Genomic DNA, 21,396 nt, shown 5'->3' on the forward strand with positions numbered 1-21,396 from the left:
CCGTTCGGATCAAACAAAGGAAGCGGCAAGGCGATCCCGAAGCCGCTCCATTTACCCTGGTACCAAGGAGATGCTATGCAACACACGATGAAAAAGGTGGCAGGCGCGACGTTCGTCGCGGTCATGTCGCTGGCGGGGACGGCCCATGCGGATGACGTGAAGATCGGTTACGCAGGGCCGATGACGGGCGCGCAGGCGCACTACGGCAAGGATATGCAGAACGGGATCGTGCTCGCGCTGGAAGACTTCAACGCGACGAACCCGAAGATCGGCGGCAAGGCCGTGAAGTTCGTGCTCGACACGCAGGACGACCAGGCTGACCCGCGTACGGGTACGACGGTCGCCCAGAAGCTGGTCGACGACGGCATCAAGGGCATGCTCGGCCACTTCAACTCGGGCACGACGATTCCCGCGTCGCGCATCTACGCGAACGCGGGCATTCCGGAAATCGCGATGGCGACGGCGCCGGAATACACGCAGCAGGGCTACAAGACGACCTTCCGCATGATGACGTCCGACACGCAGCAGGGCTCGGTGGCCGGCACGTTCGCGTCGAAGGATCTCGGCATGAAGAAGATCGCGATCGTCGACGACCGCACGGCCTACGGCCAGGGTCTCGCCGACCAGTTCGAGAAGGCCGCGAAGGCCGGCGGCGCGACGATCGTCGACCGTGAATTCACGAACGACAAGGCAGTCGACTTCAAGGCGATTCTGACGAAGCTGAAGGCGGCGAAGCCGGACCTCGTCTACTACGGCGGCGCGGATTCGCAGGCGGCGCCGATGGTCAAGCAGATGAAGGCGCTCGGCATCACCGCGCCGCTGATGAGCGGCGAAATGGTGAAGACGCCGACGTTCCTGAAGATCGCGGGCGCCGCGGCCGAAGGCACGATCGCGTCGCTGGCCGGTCTGCCGCTGGAAGAAATGCCGGGCGGCAAGGCTTACGCCGACAAGTACAAGAAGCGCTTCGGCGAAGACGTGCAGACGTACTCGCCGTACGCGTACGACGGCGCGATGGCGATGCTGAACGCGATGAAGAAGGCCGATTCGACCGATCCGGCGAAGTACCTGCCGGTGCTCGCGAAGACCGACATGGCCGGCGTCACGTCGACGCACGTCGCGTACGACGCGAAGGGCGACCTGAAGAACGGCGGCATCACGATGTACAAGGTCGAAAAGGGCGACTGGAAGCCGCTGAAGAGCATCGGCGGGAAGTAAGCAGGTTGATGTGACGTGCGGGCGGTGTTGCAACGCGTCGTCCCGCGCCTCATGCGAAAAAGCCACCGGGTCCGGTGGCTTTTTCTTTGGTGGAACACGGCCGATAGGGCATGGGGATCTTGCAGGCAGTGGTACAGCAGGGGCGCCGCATGCGTACGTCGATACCGCATCGCCGTGATCGGCGGCAGTGTGACGTTACTTGCCGTCGCAGCACTTGTTCGGGCAATCGGGGAGGAAGGAAATTTCCACACGCCGCCCATTGTCCACGTCGCCATGCGAATAGACGCGGGCGCTCTTCTTGATCGTCCCGCGTAAAAAACCGAGTTGCTCCAACAGCGCATACGCGGTTTGCAATCTTGATTGTGCAAGGGCCGGTGCTTCCGGTTCACTTTCCTCGGCATGGCCGCTGATCAGTGTTGTCTCTTTGGTTAGGTGATTTGCGTAATTGAGCTTTTGGTCGGCTGTCCATTTTGCAATGCGGACGATCTCGGCATTCGATATGTGCGAGCTATCTCTCGAAAAGTAGATGTCGAAGTTCTCGCTGGCGATGCATGCGAATACCGAATTGGAGGTGAGAAGGCTTAGGCAAAGAATAAACTTAAGCATTGTAAATGACGTATCCTGTAACGCTGTCGGCATTGTTGATTGCCTGATTCGGGTTTTCGGCTCCAAACGTCAAACACTCCTCCATGAAATATCTGTGATCCCGGCTTCCCTGTCTCGGTAAATGGAATGGCTGCCTTGAGACGCTATTCCAGATAAGAAACGTCGATCAATCGGACGAATATGATTCAGCGCTGGTAACTTCTATTACTTGTTCCGGTCTGCTTTTTGCATTGACCGCGCGAGCGCGAATGCGCCGGCTCAACCGCGGATACTCAGTCCCTCCGCACGCGCAGCAAGAACTTCTGCAGCTTGCCGGTCGGCGTGCGCGGCAGCGCCTGCGCGAACGCGAACTCGCGCGGGACCTTGTACGCGGCGAGCCGCTCGCCGCAGAACGTGCGCAGCGCGTCCGCATCGGGCGCCGCGTTCGCCCGCATCACGACGTGCGCGACGACCGTCTCGCCCCAGTCCGGATGCGGGACGCCGACGACGGCCGCCTCGGCGATGTCCGGGTGCGCGCCGAGCACGTCCTCCACTTCCTTCGAATAGACGTTCTCGCCGCCGGTGACGATCATGTCCTTCAGCCGGTCGACGATGAACAGATAGCCATCCTGATCGATCCGTGCGATGTCGCCGGTGCGATACCAGCCGTCCGGCGTGAACGCGGCGCGCGTCGCGGCCGCGTCGTCGAGATAGCCGAGCATCGTGCTGGCGGCCTTGAGCCAGATCTCGCCGGTTTCGCCCGGCCGCGCATCGACGCCGTCCATCCGCACGACCCGCAGGTCGACGCCCGGGCCGCCCTCGCGGCCGATCGAGCCGGCCTTCGCGATCTGCTCGTCCGGATACAGCGTCGTGCCGGCCGGTCCGGTTTCCGTCATCCCGTACACATGGAAGAACGCGTGGCTGCGGTACGCATGGGCGAGCCGTTCGGCCTGCGCGGCGCCGATCGGGCCGCCGCCATACAGCCACGCGCGTACGCTCGACAGGTCGAATGCCGCGAAGCCGTCGATCGTGTCGAGCGGCAACGTGTACGACACCGGCGCGCCGAAATACAGCGTCACGCGCTCGCGCTCGACGGTCTGCAGGAAGCGCAGCGGATGGTATTCGCGCAGCAGCACGACGGTGCCGCCCGCGACCAGCGTGCCGCCGAACCAGTTGTTCAGCGGCGACGAATGCCAGATCGGCATCGCCATCAGCGTGCGCTCGTGACGGCCGATGCCGGTCGCGAGCGCCGCCTGCATCGCCGCCAGCGTCACCGTGCGATGACTGTGCACGCACCCCTTCGGGCGGCCGGTCGTGCCGGACGTGTAGAGGATCTGCGCGATGTCGTCGTCGGCCGGCTCGATGCCCGCGAGGCCGTCCATCGTCGCGCACATCGTGTCGAAGTTCGGCACGCCGTCGAGCTCGCCCTCGGTCACGAGGCGCCGCGCCGGATGCACGATGCGCTCGACCACCGGCGCGAGCGCCACGTCGAACAGCAAGGTCTTGCTGCCGCTGTGTTCGAGCACGTAGTCGACTTCCGGCGCCTGCAGCTTGTGGTTGATCGGCACGAATGCCGCGCCGAGGCGCCATGCGCCGAACATCAGGTCGACGAAGGCCGGCGTGTTGAAGCACATCGCGGCGACGCGATCGCCGGCCGCGACGCCGAGCGCGCTCAGCACGGCCGCCGCGCGGTGCGAACGCTCGCGTGCGGCCGCATACGTGATCGTCGCGGATTCGTTGACGAGGAAGGGCTTGTCGGGCGTCGCGCGGGCGGCGCGGTCGAGGGCGGCGACGAGGTTCATCGAGGCTCCGGGGCGGGCGAACGACTGCGGATTCGGGTGAACGGGCCGGCGTCAGGCCGGGTACGCGCGCTGCAGCAGCGCGGCGACGTCGATCGCGTGCGGATCGAAGCCGCCGGCGATGCGGCCCCAGTCGGGGGCGGCGAGCCGCGTCGCGACGAACGCGTCGGCGACGGCCGCCGGCGCATCGCGGCGCAGCAGGCACGCCTGCGCGACGGTCGCGAGCCGCTGCGCGAACACGCGGCCCGACGCTTCGAGCGTGTCGGCCGGGGCGGCGAGCATCGCGCGCAACGCGTCGAGCGCCGCGCGAATGCGCGGTTCGCCCGCGCCGAGGCCGGCCAGTTCGTCGAACAGCGCGGCGGCCGCGTCGGGCTCGCGCGACACCGCGCGCAGCACGTCGAGGCACATCACGTTACCCGAGCCTTCCCAGATCGAGTTGACGGGCGCCTCGCGGAAGAGGCGCGCGATCGGGCCGTCGTCGACGTAGCCGTTGCCGCCGAATACTTCCATCACTTCGCCGGTCAGCTCGACCGCGCGCTTGCAGACCCAGAATTTCGCGGCGGGCGTGACGATCCGCTTCCACGCGCGTTCGCGCGGCGAATCGTCGCGTTCGAACGCGTCGGCGAGCCGCATCGCGAGCGACAGCGCCGCTTCGCTCTCCAGCGCGAGATCGGCGAGCACGGTACGCATCAGCGGCTGCTCGGCGAGCGCGCGGCCGAATGCGTGGCGCCGGCGCGTGTACGCGATCGCCTGCACGACGCCCTGGCGCAGCATCGCCGCGCTGCCGAGCACGCAGTTCAGCCGCGTGTAGGTGGCCATCTCGATGATGGTCGGAATGCCGCGGCCTTCGTCGCCGAGCATGATCCCCCATGCGTCGTTCAGCTCGATCTCGCTGCTCGAGTTGCTGCGGTTGCCGACCTTGTTCTTCAGCCGCTGGATCTCGACCGCGTTCTTCGTGCCGTCCGGCCGCCAGCGCGGTACGTAGAAGCACGACGGGCCGCCGCCTTCGGTACGCGCGACGACGAGGTGCGCGTCGCACATCGGCGCGGAGAAGAACCACTTGTGGCCGCGCAGCCGGTATTCGCCGCCGCGCCCGCCCGCGCCGACCGGCGTGGCGAGCGTCGTGTTCGCGCGCACGTCGGAGCCGCCCTGTTTCTCGGTCATGCCCATGCCGAACCAGATCGCGCGCTTGTCGGCGACCGGCACGTCGCGCGGATCGTAGTCGTCGCTGTAGAGCTTGTCGCGCAGCAGGTCCCACAGCGCCGGCTCCTTCTGCAGCACGGGAATCGCGGCCTGCGTCATCGTCGCGGGGCACAGCGTGCCGGCCTCGATCTGGCCGTGCAGGTAGAAGCCGGCGGCGGTCGCGGCCCAGCGGCCGCGGCGCGCGTCGCGGAATGCGAGCGACACGAAGCCTTCGTGACGATACCGGCCGAGCAGTGCGTGCCATGCGGGATGGAAATCGACGCGGTCGACGCGCCGGCCGCGCCGGTCGAACGCGTTCAGTTCCGGCGTATGGCGGTTCGCTTCGTCGGCGAGCCGCGCGGTGTCGGCGCTGCCGAGCCACGCGCCGTACGCGTCGAGCTGCGGCACGACCCAGTCGGCGCCCGCCCGGGCGAGCGCGTCGCGCAGCGCGACATCCGTCGCGAAGAGGTTATAGTCGACGAGTTCGTCGAACTGGTTCGTGACGGCGTGAGTCGAGTCGGTCATCGCGATGGTCTCCGGTCTCATGCTTCGCGGTCGGCCGGCGTCGCGCCGCACGGAGGGCGCGTCGGCGCGGGTTCCGGCTTCCGGTGAAACGTCTTCCCTGCTGAATTCAGAGTAGCAAATATGCCGCCGCGACATGTTCAGGTTCCGGCGCCGCCCGGCTCGCCGGCGGCGCAACCCGCGCCCGCGTTGCGCCGCCGGCCGCGCCAGTCGCGTGCGCAGGCGAGCTCCGACGCGCTGCAACAGGCGTTCGTTCAGCTTTTGCTCGAACGCGGCTACGCGAAGGCGACGATCCGCGAGATCGCGGCCGTCGCGGGCGTCAGCATCGGCACCTTCTACGAGTATTTCGGCGACAAGCAGAGCCTCGCGGCGCTCTGCATCCACCGCCGCGTGCTGGCGCTGGCCGACCGGCTGCGCGACACGGTGCAGCGGTTGCGCGGCGCGCCGCGGGCCGAGCTCGCCGCCGCGCTCGTCGACCTCCAGGTCGATACGATCGCCGCCGATGCCGCGCTGTGGAGCGCGCTGTTCGTGCTGGAGCGGCAGGTGTCGCCGCTGGCCGCCTATCGCCGGCATTACGACGCCTATGTCGCGCTGTGGCGCGACGCGCTCGCCCACGCGGCCGACCCGCCGCCGGCCGAACGGCTCGACGGGCTCGCGCGGATGGCCCATACGATCTGCTACGGCGGGCTGTCGCAGGCGTTGCTGACGCTCGGGCCGGCGCTCGATTTCGCCGCGCAACGCCGCGAACTGCGGGCCGTGCTGCTCGCGTACCTCGCGGCGCCGGACGCGTAGCGTTCCGTAGGGGAAATGCCCGATTCGCATATCGGGCGCCCGGGCGGGCCTTGCCGTCGAGGGCTTATCGCCGCGCGCCATGAGAAAAATGCATGGCCGCCATGACGAACTTTCGATTGTCCATCGATATTGGCTGGGGCTAAATCATGCGGCGGATGTCGGGCCGCACATGGCGCGGCCCGCCCGAAGGACATCAGGAGGAGGAGTCATGCGAAGCGCGACCGCGCCCCGTTCGAAACTGCCCGACGTCGGGACGACGATCTTCACGGTGATCGGCCAACTGGCTGCTCGACACGACGCGTTGAACCTGTCGCAGGGCGCCCCCAATTTCGCGCCCGATCCGGCGCTCGTCGAAGGCGTCGCGCGCGCGATGCGCGACGGGCACAACCAGTACGCGCCGATGGCCGGCGTGATCGCGCTGCGCGAGCGGCTCGCCGAGAAGACCGAGGCGCTGTACGGCGCGCGCTACGACCCGGCGACCGAGATCACGGTGATCGCGAGCGCGAGCGAAGGGCTTTATGCGGCGATCAGCGCGCTCGTGCATCCCGGCGACGAGGTCATCTATTTCGAGCCGTCGTTCGACAGCTATGCGCCGATCGTGCGGTTGCAGGGGGCGACGCCGGTCGCGATCAAGCTGTCGCCCGCGCATTTTCGCGTGAACTGGGACGAGGTGGCCGCGGCCGTCACGCCGCGCACGCGGATGATCATCGTCAACACGCCGCACAACCCGACCGCGACGGTGTTCTCCGCCGACGATCTCGAGCGGCTCGCGCAGATCACGCGCGACACGGGCATCGTGGTGCTGTCCGACGAAGTCTACGAGCACGTCGTGTTCGACGGCGTGCGGCACCAGAGCGTCGCGCGCCACCGCGAGCTGGCCGAGCGCAGCGTGATCGTGTCGTCGTTCGGCAAGTCGTTCCACGTGACCGGCTGGCGCGTCGGCCATTGCCTCGCGCCGGCCGAGCTGATGGACGAGATCCGCAAGGTGCACCAGTTCATGGTGTTCTCGGCCGACACGCCGATGCAGGTCGCGTTCGCGGAAATTCTCGCGCGGCCGGACAGCTATCTCGGCCTGTCGGCGTTCTACCAGGCCAAGCGCGACCTGCTCGCGCGCGAGCTGGCCGATTCGCGTTTCGAGTTGCTGCCGAGCGAAGGCTCGTTCTTCATGCTCGCGCGCTTTCGTCACTTCTCGGATGAAAGCGACAGCGATTTCGTGCTGCGCCTGATCCGTGACGCGCGTGTCGCGACGATTCCGCTGTCGGCGTTCTATACCGACGGCACCGATGCCGGCGTGATCCGGCTCAGTTTTTCGAAGGACGACGCGACGCTGGTCGAAGGCGCGCGGCGGCTGCGTTCGCTGTAAAGCATGGCGACGGGCATCCGGCGACGGGCATCCGGCGACGGGCACCTCGCCTCGACCAGACACAGGAGATCACGATGAAGCACACGACCACCCTGAAACTCGCATTCGCACTCGCGTGCGCAATCGGCTCCGGCGCGGCGCTCGCCGATGCGCCGACGTTGCGTTTCGGCCTCGAGGCGCAATACCCGCCGTTCGAATCGAAGGCGCCGAACGGCGACCTGCAGGGCTTCGACATCGACGTCGGCAATGCCGTCTGCCAGACGGCGAAGCTGTCGTGCAAATGGGTCGAGACCTCGTTCGACGGGCTGATCCCGGCGCTGAAGGGCCGCAAGTTCGACGCGATCAACTCGGCGATGAACGCCACCGAGCAACGGCGCCAGGCGATCGACTTCACGACGATCATCTATCGCGTGCCGACCCAGCTGATCGCGCGCACCGGCAGCGGCCTGCTGCCGACGCCGGAGTCGCTGAAGGGCAAGCGCGTGGGCGTGCTGCAGGCGTCGATCCAGGAAACCTTCGCGAAGGCGCACTGGGAGCCGGCCGGCGTCGCGGTCGTCGCGTACCAGGACCAGAACCAGGCGTATGCGGATCTGGTCGCGGGCCGCCTCGACGCGACGCTCGTGCTCGCGCCGTCCGGCCAGCGCGGCTTCCTGTCGCGCCCGGACGGCAAGGGCTTCTCGTTCGTCGGGCAGCCGGTGCACGACGACAAGATTCTCGGCAGCGGCATCGCGTTCGGCCTGCGCAAGGGCGACGATGCGCTGAAGGCGAAGCTCGACGCGGCGATCGACAAGCTGAAGGCGGACGGCACGGTGAAGTCGCTCGGCCTGAAGTATTTCGGCGATATCGACATTTCGACGAAGTAAGCGGGGCCGCGCACGATGCCGACCCCGAACCCGAGCGCCGCGGGCCGCGAACCGGACGGCATGCCGCGGCCGGACGACGCCGTCGATGCCGTGCTCGCCGCCGAACTGGGCGACGCGCTCGTCACGCGCGCGGCCGATATCGATCCGCGTTACTTCACCGCGTACAACGAGCCGCCCGGCGTGCGGCCGCGTGCGCTGGTGCGCCCGCGCAGCGTCGACGACGTGTCGCGCACGCTCGCGGCGTGCACGCGGCTCGGCCAGCCGGTCGTGCCGCAAGGCGGGCTGACGGGGCTCGCGCGCGGCGCGGTCGCGCTGGGCGGCGAGATCGTGCTGTCGATGGAGCGTTTCGCCGGCATCGAAGCGCTCGACACGGCGGCCGGCACGATCACCGTGCGCGCGGGCACGCCGCTGCAGACGGTACAGGACGCCGCGCAAGCGGCGGGCTTCACGTTCGGCGTCGATCTCGGCGCGCGCGGCTCGTGCCAGATCGGCGGCATGCTCGCGACCAATGCGGGCGGCACGCGCGCGATCCGCTACGGGATGATGCGCGAGCAGGTGCTCGGGCTCGAGGTCGTGCTCGCGGACGGCACGGTCGTGTCGTCGATGAACCGGATGCTGAAGAACAACGCGGGCTACGACCTGAAGCAACTGTTCGTCGGCAGCGAAGGGACGCTCGGTGTCATCACGCGCGCGGTGCTGCGGCTGCATCCGTTGCTCGCGGCGCCGGCCACGGCGCTCTGCCGCGTGCGCGACTACGATGCGGTGGTCGGGCTGTGGAACCGCGTGCGCGCGCTGCCGGAGGTCGTCAGCTTCGAGGCGATGTGGCCGTCGTTCTACGACTACGTCGCGCGTCATACGCCGGGCGTGTCGGCGCCGTTCGTCGGCGACGGCTGTTTCGCGGTGCTGATCGAATGCGCGACGAGCGCGCCGGGCGGCGATGCGCGCCATGCGCTCGAAACGGCGCTGGCCGACGGGTTCGATGCGGCGCTCGTCGACGATGCGGTACTCGCGAGCGCCGAGCGGCAGGCGCGCGATTTGTGGACGCTGCGCGAAGGCCTGGCGATCGATGCGCTGCCCCATCTCGTCAACTTCGACGTGAGTCTGCCGACGGGCGAACTCGGCGCGTTCGCCGAACGCTGCGAGGCGGCGTTGCGGGCGCGCTGGCCGGCGCTCACGTGCCTGTTCTTCGGCCATGTCGGCGACGGCAACGTGCATATCGGCGTGTCGCTGGCCGGGATGACCGACGCGCACGCCGATGCGATCGATCGCTGCGTGTATGCGGTGGTGCGCGACATGGGCGGCTCGGTGTCGGCCGAGCACGGGATCGGCGTGCTCAAGCGGCCTTATCTCGCGCACACGCGCAGCGACGCGGAAATCGGGCTGATGCGGCGCCTGAAGGCCGCGCTGGACCCGCGCGGGATCCTGAATCCCGGCAAGGTGCTTTGACGGGGGCGATTGCCGTTGCCGACGGGAAGCGGCCGGCGCGACGCGTCAGCCGTCCACCCAGCGCAGCGCGCCGATCTTCAGGTGTTCGACCACGCTGCGCGCCCAGTCGAGCTCCGCATTGAGCAGCACGAGCGCATGCTCGTTTTGCAGCAGGAACAGGCGCGGCACCTGGTCGGCCTGCGCGGTGGCGCGCAGCGCTTCCAGCCGCTCGCGCTCGGCGTCGAGCCGTGCGATTCGCCGTTCGAGCTGATGGCGCGCATCTTCCGCGTCGAGCAGCGGCAGGAACGCGAGGCCGGCGCCGAACGCCGGGAATTCACGCGCGGGCTCCGCGAGCAGCGCATGCAACCACGCCTGCCCGGCCGTGTGCCCGGCTTCGGTCAGCGCATACAGCGTGCGCTCCGGAAACGCGCCGTCGCGCTCGGTGTCGTGCACGGCGATCAGCCCGTCGCGCAGCAGCCGATCGATCGTCTGGTACAGGCTCGTACGCTGCCGCACGTTGACGACTTCGTCGTATCCGCGGGCCTTCAGTTGCTGCAGCATCCCGTACGGATGCATCGGCGTTTCGGTGAGCGTCGCAAGGACGGCCAGCGCGAGCGGGGACGGGCGGCTCGTAGACATGAATAGTTAAAATATGTCTAGTAAGAATATAACTATTCTCGACCGGACTATGTTGTTTGGCAAGGGTTTCAGCCGAGGTGCGAGCGCTTCGCGGCGGGCGCGACGGTTTCCATCGTCGCGAGGCCGTGCACTATTCCGCAATCCTCGACCGAATGCTCGCCGACGCAACGGCGGCGCAGTTCGGTGAGCTGGTCGCGCAGATGCGTCAATTCCGCGAGGCGCGCATCGACGTGCCCGATGTGATCGTCGAGCAGCGAATTGATCGAATCGCAGCGATCGGCCGGCGTGTCGGTGAGTTGCAGCAGCGCACGGATTTCGTCGTGCGCCATGTCGAGCGCGCGGCAGTTGCGGATGAAGCGCAGCCGTTCGACGTGCACGTCGGTGTAGTTGCGGTAGTTCGAATCGGTGCGCTCCGCGTCCGGCATCAGCCCCTCTTTCTCGTAGAAACGGATCGTCTCGGGGGTGCAGCGGGCCGCTTTGGCCAGTTCGCCAATCTTCATGCCTTTCTCCCGTGTAAGGGTTGACCTTGTAGTGGCTTCAGGGTGTTAACTCTACACCGTCAAGCCACACAGGAGGTTGTCATGACCGACGCCCAGCGTCCCCACGACCCACGACACCGTCAGGCCGACGGCGCCGATGCCTGCTGCGCCGATTCGTGCGACACGCAGACGGCGACCGTTGCCGACGCGGCGCCGGCGGCCGCCGAGCGCGCGCACGGCCATGACCACGATCGCGTCCACGGGCACGCTCACGCGGCACATGGCGAGGCGGGTGACGACCATGGTCCCGGCCACGCCGGCGACGACGAGCACGTGCACGGCGCCACGTGCTCGCACGGCCACGCCGCGCACGATCATGCCGGTCACGACCACGACCACGACCACGCGGCCGGCGCATGCTGCGCGCCGGCCGCGTTGACGCTCGCGCCGCTGCCGGTCGCGCAGGCGACCGCGTCGGGCCACGTGCGCTCCGCGTTCCGGATCATGCAGATGGACTGCCCGACCGAGGAAACGCTGATCCGCAAGAAGCTCGGCGGGATGCGCGAAGTGTCGGCGCTCGAATTCAACCTGATGCAGCGGATGCTGACCGTCGAGCACGTGCCCGGCGCGCAGCCGGCGATCGAAAGCGCGATCCGCACGCTCGGCATGACGCCGGAGGCCGCCACGGCCGGCGCCCCGGCGGCGCGCGTTGCCGCCGCGCCCGCGAAGCCGTGGTGGCCGCTGGCGCTCGCCGGCGTCGCCGCGCTCGCGTCCGAAGGCGCGACCTGGGCCGGGCTGCCGGTGTGGCTGTCGGCGGCGCTCGCGCTCGCCGCGGTGCTCGCGTGCGGGCTCACCACGTACAAGAAGGGCTGGATCGCGATCCGCAACGGCAACCTGAACATCAACGCGCTGATGAGCATCGCGGTGACGGGCGCGATGGCGATCGGCCAGTGGCCGGAAGCCGCGATGGTGATGGTGCTGTTCACGATCGCCGAGCTGATCGAGGCGAAGTCGCTCGACCGTGCGCGCAATGCGATCCAGGGCTTGATGCGGCTCGCGCCGGATACCGCGACCGTGCGGCAGGCCGACGGCGCGTGGCGCACGATCGAGGCCGCGCAGGTCGCGCTCGGCGCGGTGGTGCGCGTGAAGCCGGGCGAGCGGATCGGACTGGACGGCGAAGTCGTCGCGGGCCGCTCGACCGTCAACCAGGCGCCGATCACCGGCGAGAGCCTGCCCGTCGAAAAGACGACCGGCGACGCGGTGTACGCGGGCACGATCAACGAATCGGGTTCGTTCGAATATCGCGTGACGGCCGTCGCGGCCAACTCGACGCTCGCGCGGATCATCCACGCGGTCGAGGAAGCGCAGGGCGCGAAGGCGCCGACGCAGCGCTTCGTCGACCAGTTCGCACGCGTCTACACGCCGATCGTGTTCGCGGTCGCGCTGCTGGTCGCGGTGGTGCCGCCGCTCGCGATGGGCGGCGCGTGGCACGACTGGGTCTACCGCGCGCTCGTGCTGCTCGTGATCGCGTGCCCGTGCGCGCTGGTGATCTCGACGCCGGTGACGATCGTGTCGGGCCTCGCGGCCGCCGCGCGGCGCGGGATCCTCGTGAAGGGCGGCGTCTATCTGGAAGAAGGGCGCAAGCTTGCGTGGCTCGCGCTCGACAAGACCGGCACGATCACGCACGGCAAGCCGGTGCAGACCGACTTCGACGTGCATGCGGACGGCGCCGATGCGGCGCGCGTGCGGCACCTCGGCGCGAGCCTCGCCGCGCGCTCCGATCACCCCGTGTCGCAGGCGCTCGCTGCCGCGGCCCGCGACGCCGGCACGACGACATTCGCCGACGTGCAGGACTTCGAAGCGATCGTCGGGCGCGGCGTGCGCGGCACGATCGATGGCGCGCGCTACTGGCTCGGCAATCACCGGCTCGTCGAGGAGCTCGGGCGCTGCTCGGCGGCGCTGGAGGCGAAGCTCGACGCGCTGGAGCGGCAGGGCAAGAGCGTCGTCGTGCTGGTCGACGACACGCGCGTGCTCGGCATCTTCGCGGTGGCCGACACGATCAAGGACACGAGCCGCGACGCGATCGCCGATCTGCATGCGCTCGGCATCCGCACCGCGATGCTGACGGGCGACAACCCGCATACCGCGCAGGCGATCGCGCGGCAGGCCGGCATCGACGACGCGCGCGGCAACCAGTTGCCGGAAGACAAGCTCGCGGCGGTCGAGGAACTGTCGGCGGGCGGCGCGGGCGCGGTCGGGATGGTCGGCGACGGGATCAACGATGCGCCGGCGCTCGCGCGCGCCGACATCGGCTTCGCGATGGGCGCGATGGGCACCGACACGGCGATCGAGACGGCCGACGTCGCGCTGATGGACGACGACCTGCGCAAGATTCCCGCGTTCGTGCGGCTGTCGCGCGCGACGCACCGCGTGCTGGTCCAGAACATCGGCTTCGCGCTCGGCGTGAAGGTCGTGTTCCTCGGCCTGACGGTCGCGGGGCTCGGCACGATGTGGATGGCGGTCTTCGCCGACGCGGGCGCGAGCCTGCTCGTCGTAGCCAACGGCTTGCGGCTGCTGTCGTCCTCCGGGGCGTTCGGCGGCGCCCGGGCCGAGCGTTGAGGAGCGGGCGATGGGTTTTCTGAAACGGATTCTCGGTGGGCACGGCAACGGCAACGGCGGAAACCGGGGTGAGCGCGGCCCCGGCGGCCCCGGAAGCGGGCATCACGGCGGGACACGCCATGGCGGCCACGATGCGCGCGGCCGCGATCGCCACGGCTGGGGCTGGCAGGCGCCGGCCGATGCCAGTGGCGGGCGAGGCGGTCAGGGTGGCAACGTGCCGCTGAGCCAGCTCGCGTGCGCGGGCTGCGGCGCACTCAACGCAGCCGATGCACGCTTCTGCGCACAGTGCGGCGCGGCGCAACGCAGCAAGGCCTGCAGCCGCTGCCATGCGGCGTTGGCGACCGACGCGCGGTTCTGTCCCGGTTGCGGGACGCAGGCCGCTTGAGCCTCTCCGCGAGTTCGCGCCTGCCAGGCATACGCACCGGCCGGCGCGTTTCGTTCGACGGCCGGCGAACGAAGCGTGCCGGCCCGTCGCTCAGCGCAGCGGCAGGTGAATTTCGGTGAGCAGGTCGGCCGGCGCCGTGTCCATCGGCGTATTGAGGTACAGCTCGAACGGCGGGGCATCGGCGGCTTCGCGGCCCGAGTGGCGCAGCCAGTCGCCGTAGAGCCACTGGTAGGCCGTCTTCAGGTCCGCATACGGCCCGGTATGCAGCAGCACCGCGTATTCGCCGCCGGCGATCGTCACGCGCTCGACCGGCGGCGCGGGCGCCACGTCCGGCGCGCCGTCGGCCGGCATCCAGCACGCTTTCGCGCGCAACTGCGCTTCGGGCGTCGTGTCCGGATCGTCGTAGAAAATCCCGATCATCTTCGCGCCCGGGCCGATCAGCCCGTGCTGCCCGGCCCACGCGCCGATCTGCCCGAACGCGTCGCCCACTTTCATATACGCGCCGGCGTGCGTCACCGCGTAGCCGCGCAGTGCCGGCAGGCGCCGGATCTCGACCTCGTGCTTGAACATGTCTTCCTCTCCTCGCTGCAGGGGATAAATCGGCCGGTGGCGGCCGGTGCGCCGGTGCTGCGCGGGCAGCACGCCGTACGCGTCGCGAAACGCCCGCGCAAACGCGTGCGTCGAACCGTAGCCCGCGCGCCGCGCGATCTCGTCGAGCGGCCGCGCGGTGCAGACCAGATCCTCGGACGCCCGCACGATCCGCATCCGCCGCACCGTCGACACGATCGACTCGCCGTACAGCGCGCGATAGACGCGCTGCCAGTGATACGGCGACAGGCACGCGATTTCCGCGAGCCGGTTCAGGTCGAGCGGGCCGTCGAGATGCGCGCCGATGTACGCGTGAACGCGCGCCACGCTCGCTGCGTAGCGGACCCACGCGGGCGGCTCGGTCTTCGTTTCGGATGCAGGCATCGGCGTGTCCGGGGCAAGAATCGACGCCACGGTAGCACGGCCCGAATGGATAAATCTTGCGGAAATGCGTAGTGGTCCAAAATCCGCCCCTTTTTATTTCATCGAAATGGGGTCTTGCCCCGCCGCAATCTAGAACTAAAGTTAAAGACGGTGAAATCGGGTGATTGCGTCATTTTTCTCGGGTAAGTTGCTCGGACGGGGCAGCACGCTTTTTCGAAGTACGCAGGTCGTTCGTCGATGTTCAATCGCACCACCACGTTTTCGGGAGAAGAAGAAATGGATGCTTCCAGCTTCATCACGTCGCTGCAGACCACGCTGGGCGGATACCTGCCCAAGATCGCCGGCGCGATCGGCATCCTGGTGATCGGCTGGCTGATCGCCGTGGCGGTGCGGGCCGGCGCACTACGCCTGCTCAACGCACTGAAGGTCGATCAGCGGATCAACGAAAGTACCGGCCAGGGCGCGTGCGTCGAACGCATCATCGCCGGCGGCCTGTTCTGGCTCGTGCTGCTCGTCACCGCGGTGGGCATCTTCAACGTGCTCAACCTGTACGCGGTCTCCAATCCGTTCTCGCTGCTCGTCACGCACATCGTCAACTACCTGCCGAACCTGATCGGCGGCGCGGCGCTGACGCTGATCGCGTGGCTGATCGCGTCGCTGCTGCGCAGCCTCGCGAACCGCGCGCTGAAGGCGAGCAAGATCGACGACAAGCTGTCCGAAGGCGCCGGCATGCAGCCGATGAGCGGCTATCTCGGCGACGTGCTGTTCTGGCTCGTGATCCTGATGTTCCTGCCGGCGATCCTCGCGTCGTTCGCGCTGTCGGGCTTGCTGTCGCCGGTGCAGGGGATGGTCGACAAGCTGCTCGCGATCGTGCCGAACATTTTCGCGGCCGCGGTGATCGGCTTCGTCGGCTGGGTCGTCGCGCGCGTGCTGCGCGGCCTCGTGACGAACCTGCTGGTCGCCGCCGGCGCCGACCGCCTCACGCAAGGAATCGACAGCCCGACGCCCGTGCGCGTGTCGAGCCTGATCGGCACGATCGTCTACGTGTTCGTGTTCGTGCCGACGCTGATCTCCGCGCTCGACGCGCTGAAGATCGACGCGATTTCGATTCCCGCGACCAACATGCTGAACCAGTTCCTCGGCGCGGTGCCGGACATCGTCGCGGCGATCGTGATCGTGCTCGCCACGTTCTACTTCGCGCGCTTCGTCGCGTCGCTCGCGCAGAAGCTGCTGGAAGCGGCCGGCGCGGACGGGCTGCCGGCCGTGCTCGGCGTCGAGCGCGTGTTCTCGGGCATCCTGCAGCCGTCGGTGCTGGTCGCGCGGCTGATCGTGTTCTTCGCGATGCTGTTCGCGGCGGTCGAGGCCGCGAACCGGCTCGGCTTCTCGCAGGTGCGCGACGTCGTCACGCTGTTCATCGAGTTCGGCGGCCACGTGCTGATGGGCGGCGTGATCCTCGTGATCGGCGTGTGGCTCGCGGGCCTCGCGCGCCGCGTGATCGAGCAGGCCGACCGCGAGCACAGCGTGCTGTTCGCGCGCATCGCGCAATTCGCGATCCTCGGCCTCGTGTTCGCGATGGGGCTGCGCGCGATGGGCATCGCGAACGAAATCGTCCAGCTCGCGTTCGGCCTCGTGCTCGGCGCGATCGCGGTGGCGGTCGCGCTGTCGTTCGGCCTCGGCGGCCGCGAGGCGGCCGGCAAGCTGCTCGACCGCTGGTTCAACCAGCGCGGCGGCGGCCAGTAAGCACGGCCGATCCGGCCCGCGCCGCGCGGCCGGATCGGCGCGGCCACGCGCGCGGCCGGCGTTTTCGCAAGCGAAACGTCAGCCGCGATCTTTGCCGAATTTCGATAACACGTCGTTTAATGACTCTCTAGCATCGATTCTCAGTCGCGCGGGCGTGCAGGCCCGGCGCCCTTGAGGAGAGAGTCCGATGAAAGCAGAGTCGAATGGCCGGCCCGCCGCCGGCGCCAGGTCGCCCGGCCAGCCCGCGCTGCAGCAGACGCTCGGGACCTGGCAACTGTGGGGCATCGCGGTCGGCCTCGTGATTTCCGGCGAATACTTCGGCTGGAGCTACGGCTGGGCGAGCGCCGGCACGCTGGGTTTCGTGATCACCGCGCTGTTCGTCGCGGCGATGTACACCACCTTCATCTTCAGTTTCACCGAGCTGACGACGTCGATCCCGCACGCGGGCGGCCCGTTCGCGTATGCGCGCCGCGCGTTCGGCCCGACCGGCGGCTATCTGGCCGGCGCGGCGACGCTGGTCGAGTTCGTGTTCGCGCCGCCCGCGATCGCGCTCGCGATCGGCGCGTACCTGCACGTCCAGTTTCCGGGGCTCGAACCGAAACACGCGGCGATGGGCGCGTATCTCGTGTTCATGGCGCTGAACATCGTCGGCGTGCAGATCGCCGCGACCTTCGAGCTCGTCGTCACGCTGCTCGCGATCTTCGAGCTGCTGGTGTTCATGGGCGTCGTGTCGCCGGGCTTCGCGTGGAGCAATTTCACGAAGGGCGGCTGGTCGGGCGCCGATCACTTCAGCGTGGGCGCGTTCCACGGGATGTTCGCGGCGATCCCGTTCGCGATCTGGTTCTTCCTCGCGATCGAAGGCGTCGCGATGGCCGCCGAGGAAGCGAAGAATCCGAAGCGCTCGATTCCGATCGCCTACGTGGCCGGGATCCTGACCCTCGTGGCGCTCGCGATCGGCGTGATGGTGTTCGCCGGCGGCGCGGGCGACTGGACCAAGCTCGCGAACATCAACGACCCGCTGCCGCAGGCGATGAAGTACATCGTCGGCGCGAACAGCGGCTGGATGCACATGCTCGTGTGGCTCGGGCTGTTCGGGCTCGTCGCGTCGTTCCACGGGATCATCCTCGGCTATTCGCGCCAGATCTTCGCGCTGGCGCGCGAAGGCTATCTGCCGGAGTGGCTCGGGAAGGTGCATCCGCGCTTCAAGACCCCGCATCGCGCGATCCTCGCGGGCGGCGTGGTCGGCATCGCCGCGATCTACAGCGACGAGCTGATCCAGTTCGGCGGGCAGACGCTCACCGCGAATATCGTGACGATGTCGGTGTTCGGCGCGATCGTGATGTATATCGTCAGCATGGCGGCGCTGTTCAAGCTGCGCCGCTCGCAGCCGAATCTGGAGCGGCCGTTCCGCGCGCCGCTGTATCCGATCTTCCCGGCATTCGCGATCCTCGCGGCGCTGGTCTGCCTCGGTACGATGGTGTATTTCAACGGGCTGGTCGCGCTGGTGTTCGTCGGCTTCCTCGCGGTCGGTTACGCGTACTTCCTCGCGACCCGCGCGCAGCGCGCGAGCGCGCCCGGCGACGCGCTGCTGGAGGAGTGAGCGATGCCGACGGTGCAGGCGAAGGTGAAAGTGAAAGGCCGTACCTGACGGCATCCGGCGCGCCCCGTCGAACGGGCGCGCCGTCGGCTTTTGGCAAGGAGATTCGAACGATGTCCTATATGGAGACGATCGGTCCGCGCACGTACCGCTTCGCGGACCTGAAGACGCTGCTCGCGAAGGCGAGCCCGCTGCGTTCCGGCGATCAGCTCGCCGGCGTCGCGGCGGCGAGCGAGGAGGAGCGTGTCGCCGCGAAGATTGCGCTCGCGGGCGTGCCGCTGAAGGCGTTCCTGAACGAAGCCGTGATCCCGTATGAACACGACGAGGTCACGCGCCTCATCATCGACGATCACGACGCGCAGGCGTTCGCGGACATCTCGCATCTCACCGTCGGCGATTTCCGCAACTGGCTGCTGTCGCCCGCGGCCGACGGCGCCGCGCTCGAACGGATCGCGCCGGGCCTCACGCCCGAGATGGTCGCGGCCGTGTCGAAGCTGATGCGCAACCAGGACCTGATCGCGGCCGCGCGCAAGCGCCGCGTGGTCACGCGCTTTCGCAACACGGTCGGGCTGGCCGGCCGGATGTCGGTGCGGCTGCAGCCGAACCACCCGACCGACGACGTGAAGGGCATCGCCGCATCGATGCTCGACGGGCTGATGTACGGCTGCGGCGACGCGATGATCGGCATCAACCCGGCCACCGACAGCCTCGCGGCGATCGTGAAGCTGCTCGCGATGATCGACGGTTTCCGCGAACGCTACGGCGTGCCGACCCAGTCGTGCGTGCTCACGCACGTGACCAACACGATCGCGGCGATCGAGAAGGGCGCACCGGTCGATCTCGTGTTCCAGTCGATCGCGGGCACCGAGAAGGCGAACGCGAGCTTCGGGATCTCGCTCGCGCTGCTCGGCGAGGCGCGCGAGGCCGCGCTGTCGCTCAAGCGCGGCACGGTCGGCAACAATCTCATGTACTTCGAGACCGGCCAGGGCAGCGCGCTGTCGGCGAACGCGCACCACGGCGTCGACCAGCAGACCTGCGAGGTGCGGGCGTATGCGGTCGCGCGCAAGTTCGAGCCGTTCCTCGTGAACACGGTGGTCGGCTTCATCGGGCCCGAATACCTGTACGACGGCAAGCAGATCATCCGCGCGGGGCTCGAGGATCACTTCTGCGGCAAGCTGCTCGGCGTGCCGATGGGCTGCGACATCTGCTACACGAACCACGCGGAAGCCGACCAGGACGACATGGACACGCTGCTGACGCTGCTGGGCGCGGCCGGCATCAACTTCATCATGGGGATTCCGGGCGCGGACGACGTGATGCTGAATTACCAGAGCACGTCGTTCCACGACCAGCTCTACGTGCGCGAGGTGCTCGGCCTGCGCCGCGCGCCCGAGTTCGAGGAATGGCTGGAGACGATGGAGATCGCCGACGCGCACGGCGCGCTGCGCGCGGCGACGGCACGCGTGCCGCTGCTCGCGGGCGCGAACGACTGGATGGGGGTGTCCGCATGAGCGACGCCGTCGAGAAGAACCCGTGGGCGCAGCTGAAGTCGTTCACGAACGCGCGGATCGCGCTCGGCCGCGCGGGCAACAGCCTGCCGACCGCGCCGCTGCTGGCCTTCAACCTGTCGCATGCGCAGGCGCGCGACGCGGTGCACCAGCCGCTCGACGCGGACGCGCTGCGGCGCGAGATCGAGGCGGCCGGCCTGCTGCCGACGCTCGGCGTGCAGAGCGCCGCGCCGGACCGCGATCATTACCTGCGCCGGCCCGATCTCGGCCGCAAGCTGTCCGACGACAGCCGCGGGCTGCTGGCCGGCTACGGGGCGGCGCTCGACGAGGCGCCCGATGTCGTGTTCGTGGTCGGCGACGGGCTGTCGGCGTTCGCGGCCGCGAAGCAGGCGCTGCCGCTGTTGCAGGCCGTGCGGCCGCGGCTCGATGCGGACGGCTGGCGGATCGGCCCGGTGGTGGTCGCGACGCAGGCGCGCGTCGCGCTCGGCGACGAGATCGGCGAGCTGCTGCGCGCGAAGGTGGTCGCGATGCTGATCGGCGAACGCCCCGGGCTCAGCTCGCCGGACAGCCTCGGCGTGTACCTGACGTGGGCGCCGAAGGTCGGCTGTCACGACGCGCTGCGCAACTGCATTTCGAACGTGCGGCCCGAAGGGCTGCCGCACGCGGCCGCCGCGCACAAGCTGCATTACCTGATGACGCATGCGCGCCGCCTCGGGCTGACGGGCGTCGGGCTGAAGGACGACAGCGACGCGCTGCCGCCGCCGGCCGAAGCGGAGCGGATCGGCGCGACTACCTGAACAGCCGTTCGCACAGGAAATCGACGAACACGCGCAGCTTCGGCGACAACTGCCGGCTCGATGGCCACACGATCGAGAACTGCCCCGGCGCGATCCGGTAGTCGTCGAGCACGGTGACGAGCGCACCGTGTTCGAGCGCGTCGCGCGCGAGGAAGTCGGGCATGTAGCCGATGCCGAGCCCCGCGAGCACGGCGCCGCGCAGTGCCTCCATGTTGTTGCAGGTCATCGCGGTGCGCAGCGCGAGCGGCGTGCCGTCGTCGGCCGCGAGCGCCCAGTCCTGCAGCTTGCCGGTGGTCGGGAAGCAGTAGCGCACGCAGTCGTGCGCGTCGAGGTCGCGCGGCGTGCGCGGCGTGCCGGCCTGCGCGAGATACGCGGGCGTCGCGCACAGCACGAACGCGAACGGGCCGAGCCGCCGCGACATCAGGCTCGAATCGGACAGCGGGCCGCTGCGGATCACCGCGTCGAAACCGCCTTCGACGACGTCGACCATCCGGTCGTTGAAATCGAGATCGAGTTCGACGTCCGGATAGCGCTGCCGGAATTCGGGCAGCACCGGCAGCAGGAAGCGGTAGCCGATCACCGGCAGGCTCACGCGCAACTTGCCGCGCGGGCGCTGCGCGGACGCCGTCACGGTCGCCTCCGCGTCGCGGAAATCCTCGAGAATGCGCTGGCAGCGCTCGTAGAAATGCCGCCCCTCGTCGGTGAGCGTCACGCGCCGCGTCGTGCGGTTGAACAGCCGTACGCCGAGCGACTGCTCCATTTTCGCGATGGTCTTGCCGACCGCCGACGCCGAGATGCCGAGCGCGCGGCCGGCCGCGACGAAGCTCAGCGCTTCGGCGGTGCGCACGAACGCGACGATGCCGGTGAGGTTTTCCATCTTTCCATCGAATCGAAGAATGTGCGACGACGCACGC

At 68.6% G+C, this 21,396-nt stretch carries 19 protein-coding genes; 11 read left to right on the forward strand and 8 right to left on the reverse strand.

Annotated features, from left to right (window positions below; all coding sequences use genetic code 11):
• The first annotated feature begins 75 nt into the window (after window positions 1-75).
• A complete protein-coding gene (locus WS96_RS00550; RefSeq protein ID WP_034209639.1) occupies window positions 76-1,215 on the forward strand; it encodes a branched-chain amino acid ABC transporter substrate-binding protein in 1,140 nt (379 codons plus the stop codon).
• Between the two features lie 195 nt (window positions 1,216-1,410).
• Here WS96_RS00550 and WS96_RS00555 read toward each other — a convergent pair whose 3' ends face one another.
• From WS96_RS00555 to WS96_RS00565, 3 genes are all read right to left on the reverse strand, one after another.
• A complete protein-coding gene (locus WS96_RS00555; RefSeq protein WP_059830035.1) occupies window positions 1,411-1,821 on the reverse strand; it encodes a hypothetical protein in 411 nt (136 codons plus the stop codon).
• 272 nt (window positions 1,822-2,093) lie between these two features.
• The gene (locus tag WS96_RS00560; RefSeq protein ID WP_059829881.1) at window positions 2,094-3,602 is read right to left on the reverse strand and encodes a class I adenylate-forming enzyme family protein; all 1,509 of its coding nucleotides are present in this window, start codon (window positions 3,600-3,602) and stop codon (window positions 2,094-2,096) included.
• 51 nt (window positions 3,603-3,653) lie between these two features.
• Window positions 3,654-5,306, reverse strand: a complete 1,653-nt coding sequence (locus WS96_RS00565; protein ID WP_059829883.1) for an acyl-CoA dehydrogenase family protein — start codon at window positions 5,304-5,306, stop codon at window positions 3,654-3,656.
• A 120-nt stretch (window positions 5,307-5,426) separates the two neighbouring features.
• Here WS96_RS00565 and WS96_RS00570 point away from each other — a divergent pair, with 120 nt between their 5' ends.
• The 4 genes from WS96_RS00570 to WS96_RS00585 all read left to right on the forward strand — a co-directional run bounded on the left by WS96_RS00570 (window position 5,427) and on the right by WS96_RS00585 (window position 9,767).
• Complete coding sequence (locus WS96_RS00570; protein ID WP_059829885.1) at window positions 5,427-6,095, forward strand: TetR/AcrR family transcriptional regulator; 669 nt, start codon at window positions 5,427-5,429, stop codon at window positions 6,093-6,095.
• 208 nt (window positions 6,096-6,303) lie between these two features.
• Complete coding sequence (locus WS96_RS00575; protein ID WP_059829887.1) at window positions 6,304-7,458, forward strand: pyridoxal phosphate-dependent aminotransferase; 1,155 nt, start codon at window positions 6,304-6,306, stop codon at window positions 7,456-7,458.
• Between the two features lie 74 nt (window positions 7,459-7,532).
• The gene (locus tag WS96_RS00580) at window positions 7,533-8,321 is read left to right on the forward strand and encodes an ABC transporter substrate-binding protein (protein ID WP_034209634.1); all 789 of its coding nucleotides are present in this window, start codon (window positions 7,533-7,535) and stop codon (window positions 8,319-8,321) included.
• A gap of 15 nt (window positions 8,322-8,336) precedes the next feature.
• On the forward strand, window positions 8,337-9,767 hold the full coding sequence (locus WS96_RS00585) for an FAD-binding oxidoreductase (protein WP_059829889.1): 1,431 nt from the start codon (window positions 8,337-8,339) through the stop codon (window positions 9,765-9,767).
• Window positions 9,768-9,812: 45 nt separating this feature from the next.
• Here the strand turns inward: WS96_RS00585 and WS96_RS00590 are convergent, their stop codons facing one another.
• The 3 genes from WS96_RS00590 to WS96_RS34285 form a co-directional block, all read right to left on the reverse strand.
• Complete coding sequence (locus WS96_RS00590; protein ID WP_059829891.1) at window positions 9,813-10,385, reverse strand: PadR family transcriptional regulator; 573 nt, start codon at window positions 10,383-10,385, stop codon at window positions 9,813-9,815.
• Window positions 10,386-10,453: 68 nt separating this feature from the next.
• Entirely contained in the window at window positions 10,454-10,885 is a 432-nt protein-coding gene (gene cadR / locus WS96_RS00595; RefSeq protein WP_027783182.1) for a Cd(II)/Pb(II)-responsive transcriptional regulator, read from the reverse strand.
• Window positions 10,886-10,936: 51 nt separating this feature from the next.
• A complete protein-coding gene (locus WS96_RS34285; protein WP_257127905.1) occupies window positions 10,937-11,197 on the reverse strand; it encodes a hypothetical protein in 261 nt (86 codons plus the stop codon).
• Between WS96_RS34285 and WS96_RS00600 the strand changes: the two genes are divergently transcribed.
• Window positions 11,198-13,483 carry a heavy metal translocating P-type ATPase gene (locus tag WS96_RS00600; protein WP_257127906.1) on the forward strand — a complete coding sequence of 762 codons (2,286 nt, stop codon included), beginning with the start codon at window positions 11,198-11,200 and terminating at the stop codon, window positions 13,481-13,483.
• 10 nt (window positions 13,484-13,493) lie between these two features.
• Window positions 13,494-13,868: a zinc ribbon domain-containing protein gene (locus tag WS96_RS31585; RefSeq protein WP_082720141.1), complete on the forward strand. Its 375-nt coding sequence runs from the start codon at window positions 13,494-13,496 to the stop codon at window positions 13,866-13,868.
• A gap of 90 nt (window positions 13,869-13,958) precedes the next feature.
• Here WS96_RS31585 and WS96_RS00605 read toward each other — a convergent pair whose 3' ends face one another.
• Complete coding sequence (locus WS96_RS00605) at window positions 13,959-14,840, reverse strand: AraC family transcriptional regulator (RefSeq protein WP_059830036.1); 882 nt, start codon at window positions 14,838-14,840, stop codon at window positions 13,959-13,961.
• A gap of 276 nt (window positions 14,841-15,116) precedes the next feature.
• Here WS96_RS00605 and WS96_RS00610 point away from each other — a divergent pair, with 276 nt between their 5' ends.
• From WS96_RS00610 to eutC, 4 genes are all read left to right on the forward strand, one after another.
• Window positions 15,117-16,580, forward strand: a complete 1,464-nt coding sequence (locus WS96_RS00610; RefSeq protein ID WP_059829895.1) for a mechanosensitive ion channel — start codon at window positions 15,117-15,119, stop codon at window positions 16,578-16,580.
• A 187-nt stretch (window positions 16,581-16,767) separates the two neighbouring features.
• Window positions 16,768-18,180 carry an ethanolamine permease gene (gene eat, locus WS96_RS00615; protein WP_059827128.1) on the forward strand — a complete coding sequence of 471 codons (1,413 nt, stop codon included), beginning with the start codon at window positions 16,768-16,770 and terminating at the stop codon, window positions 18,178-18,180.
• A 110-nt stretch (window positions 18,181-18,290) separates the two neighbouring features.
• Window positions 18,291-19,688 (forward strand): ethanolamine ammonia-lyase subunit EutB, encoded by a 1,398-nt coding sequence (locus tag WS96_RS00620; protein ID WP_059829896.1) that lies wholly within the window; start codon window positions 18,291-18,293, stop codon window positions 19,686-19,688.
• A complete protein-coding gene (gene eutC, locus WS96_RS00625; protein WP_059829898.1) occupies window positions 19,685-20,482 on the forward strand; it encodes an ethanolamine ammonia-lyase subunit EutC in 798 nt (265 codons plus the stop codon). The genes WS96_RS00620 and eutC overlap by 4 nt, the downstream gene beginning before the upstream one ends.
• On the opposite strand, the gene WS96_RS00630 is transcribed toward eutC, so the two are convergent.
• On the reverse strand, window positions 20,475-21,359 hold the full coding sequence (locus WS96_RS00630; RefSeq protein ID WP_059829900.1) for a LysR family transcriptional regulator: 885 nt from the start codon (window positions 21,357-21,359) through the stop codon (window positions 20,475-20,477). The genes eutC and WS96_RS00630 overlap by 8 nt on opposite strands.
• Window positions 21,360-21,396: the final 37 nt, after the last annotated feature.

This window comes from Burkholderia sp. MSMB1835, assembly GCF_001526365.1.
GTDB lineage: Bacteria > Pseudomonadota > Gammaproteobacteria > Burkholderiales > Burkholderiaceae > Burkholderia.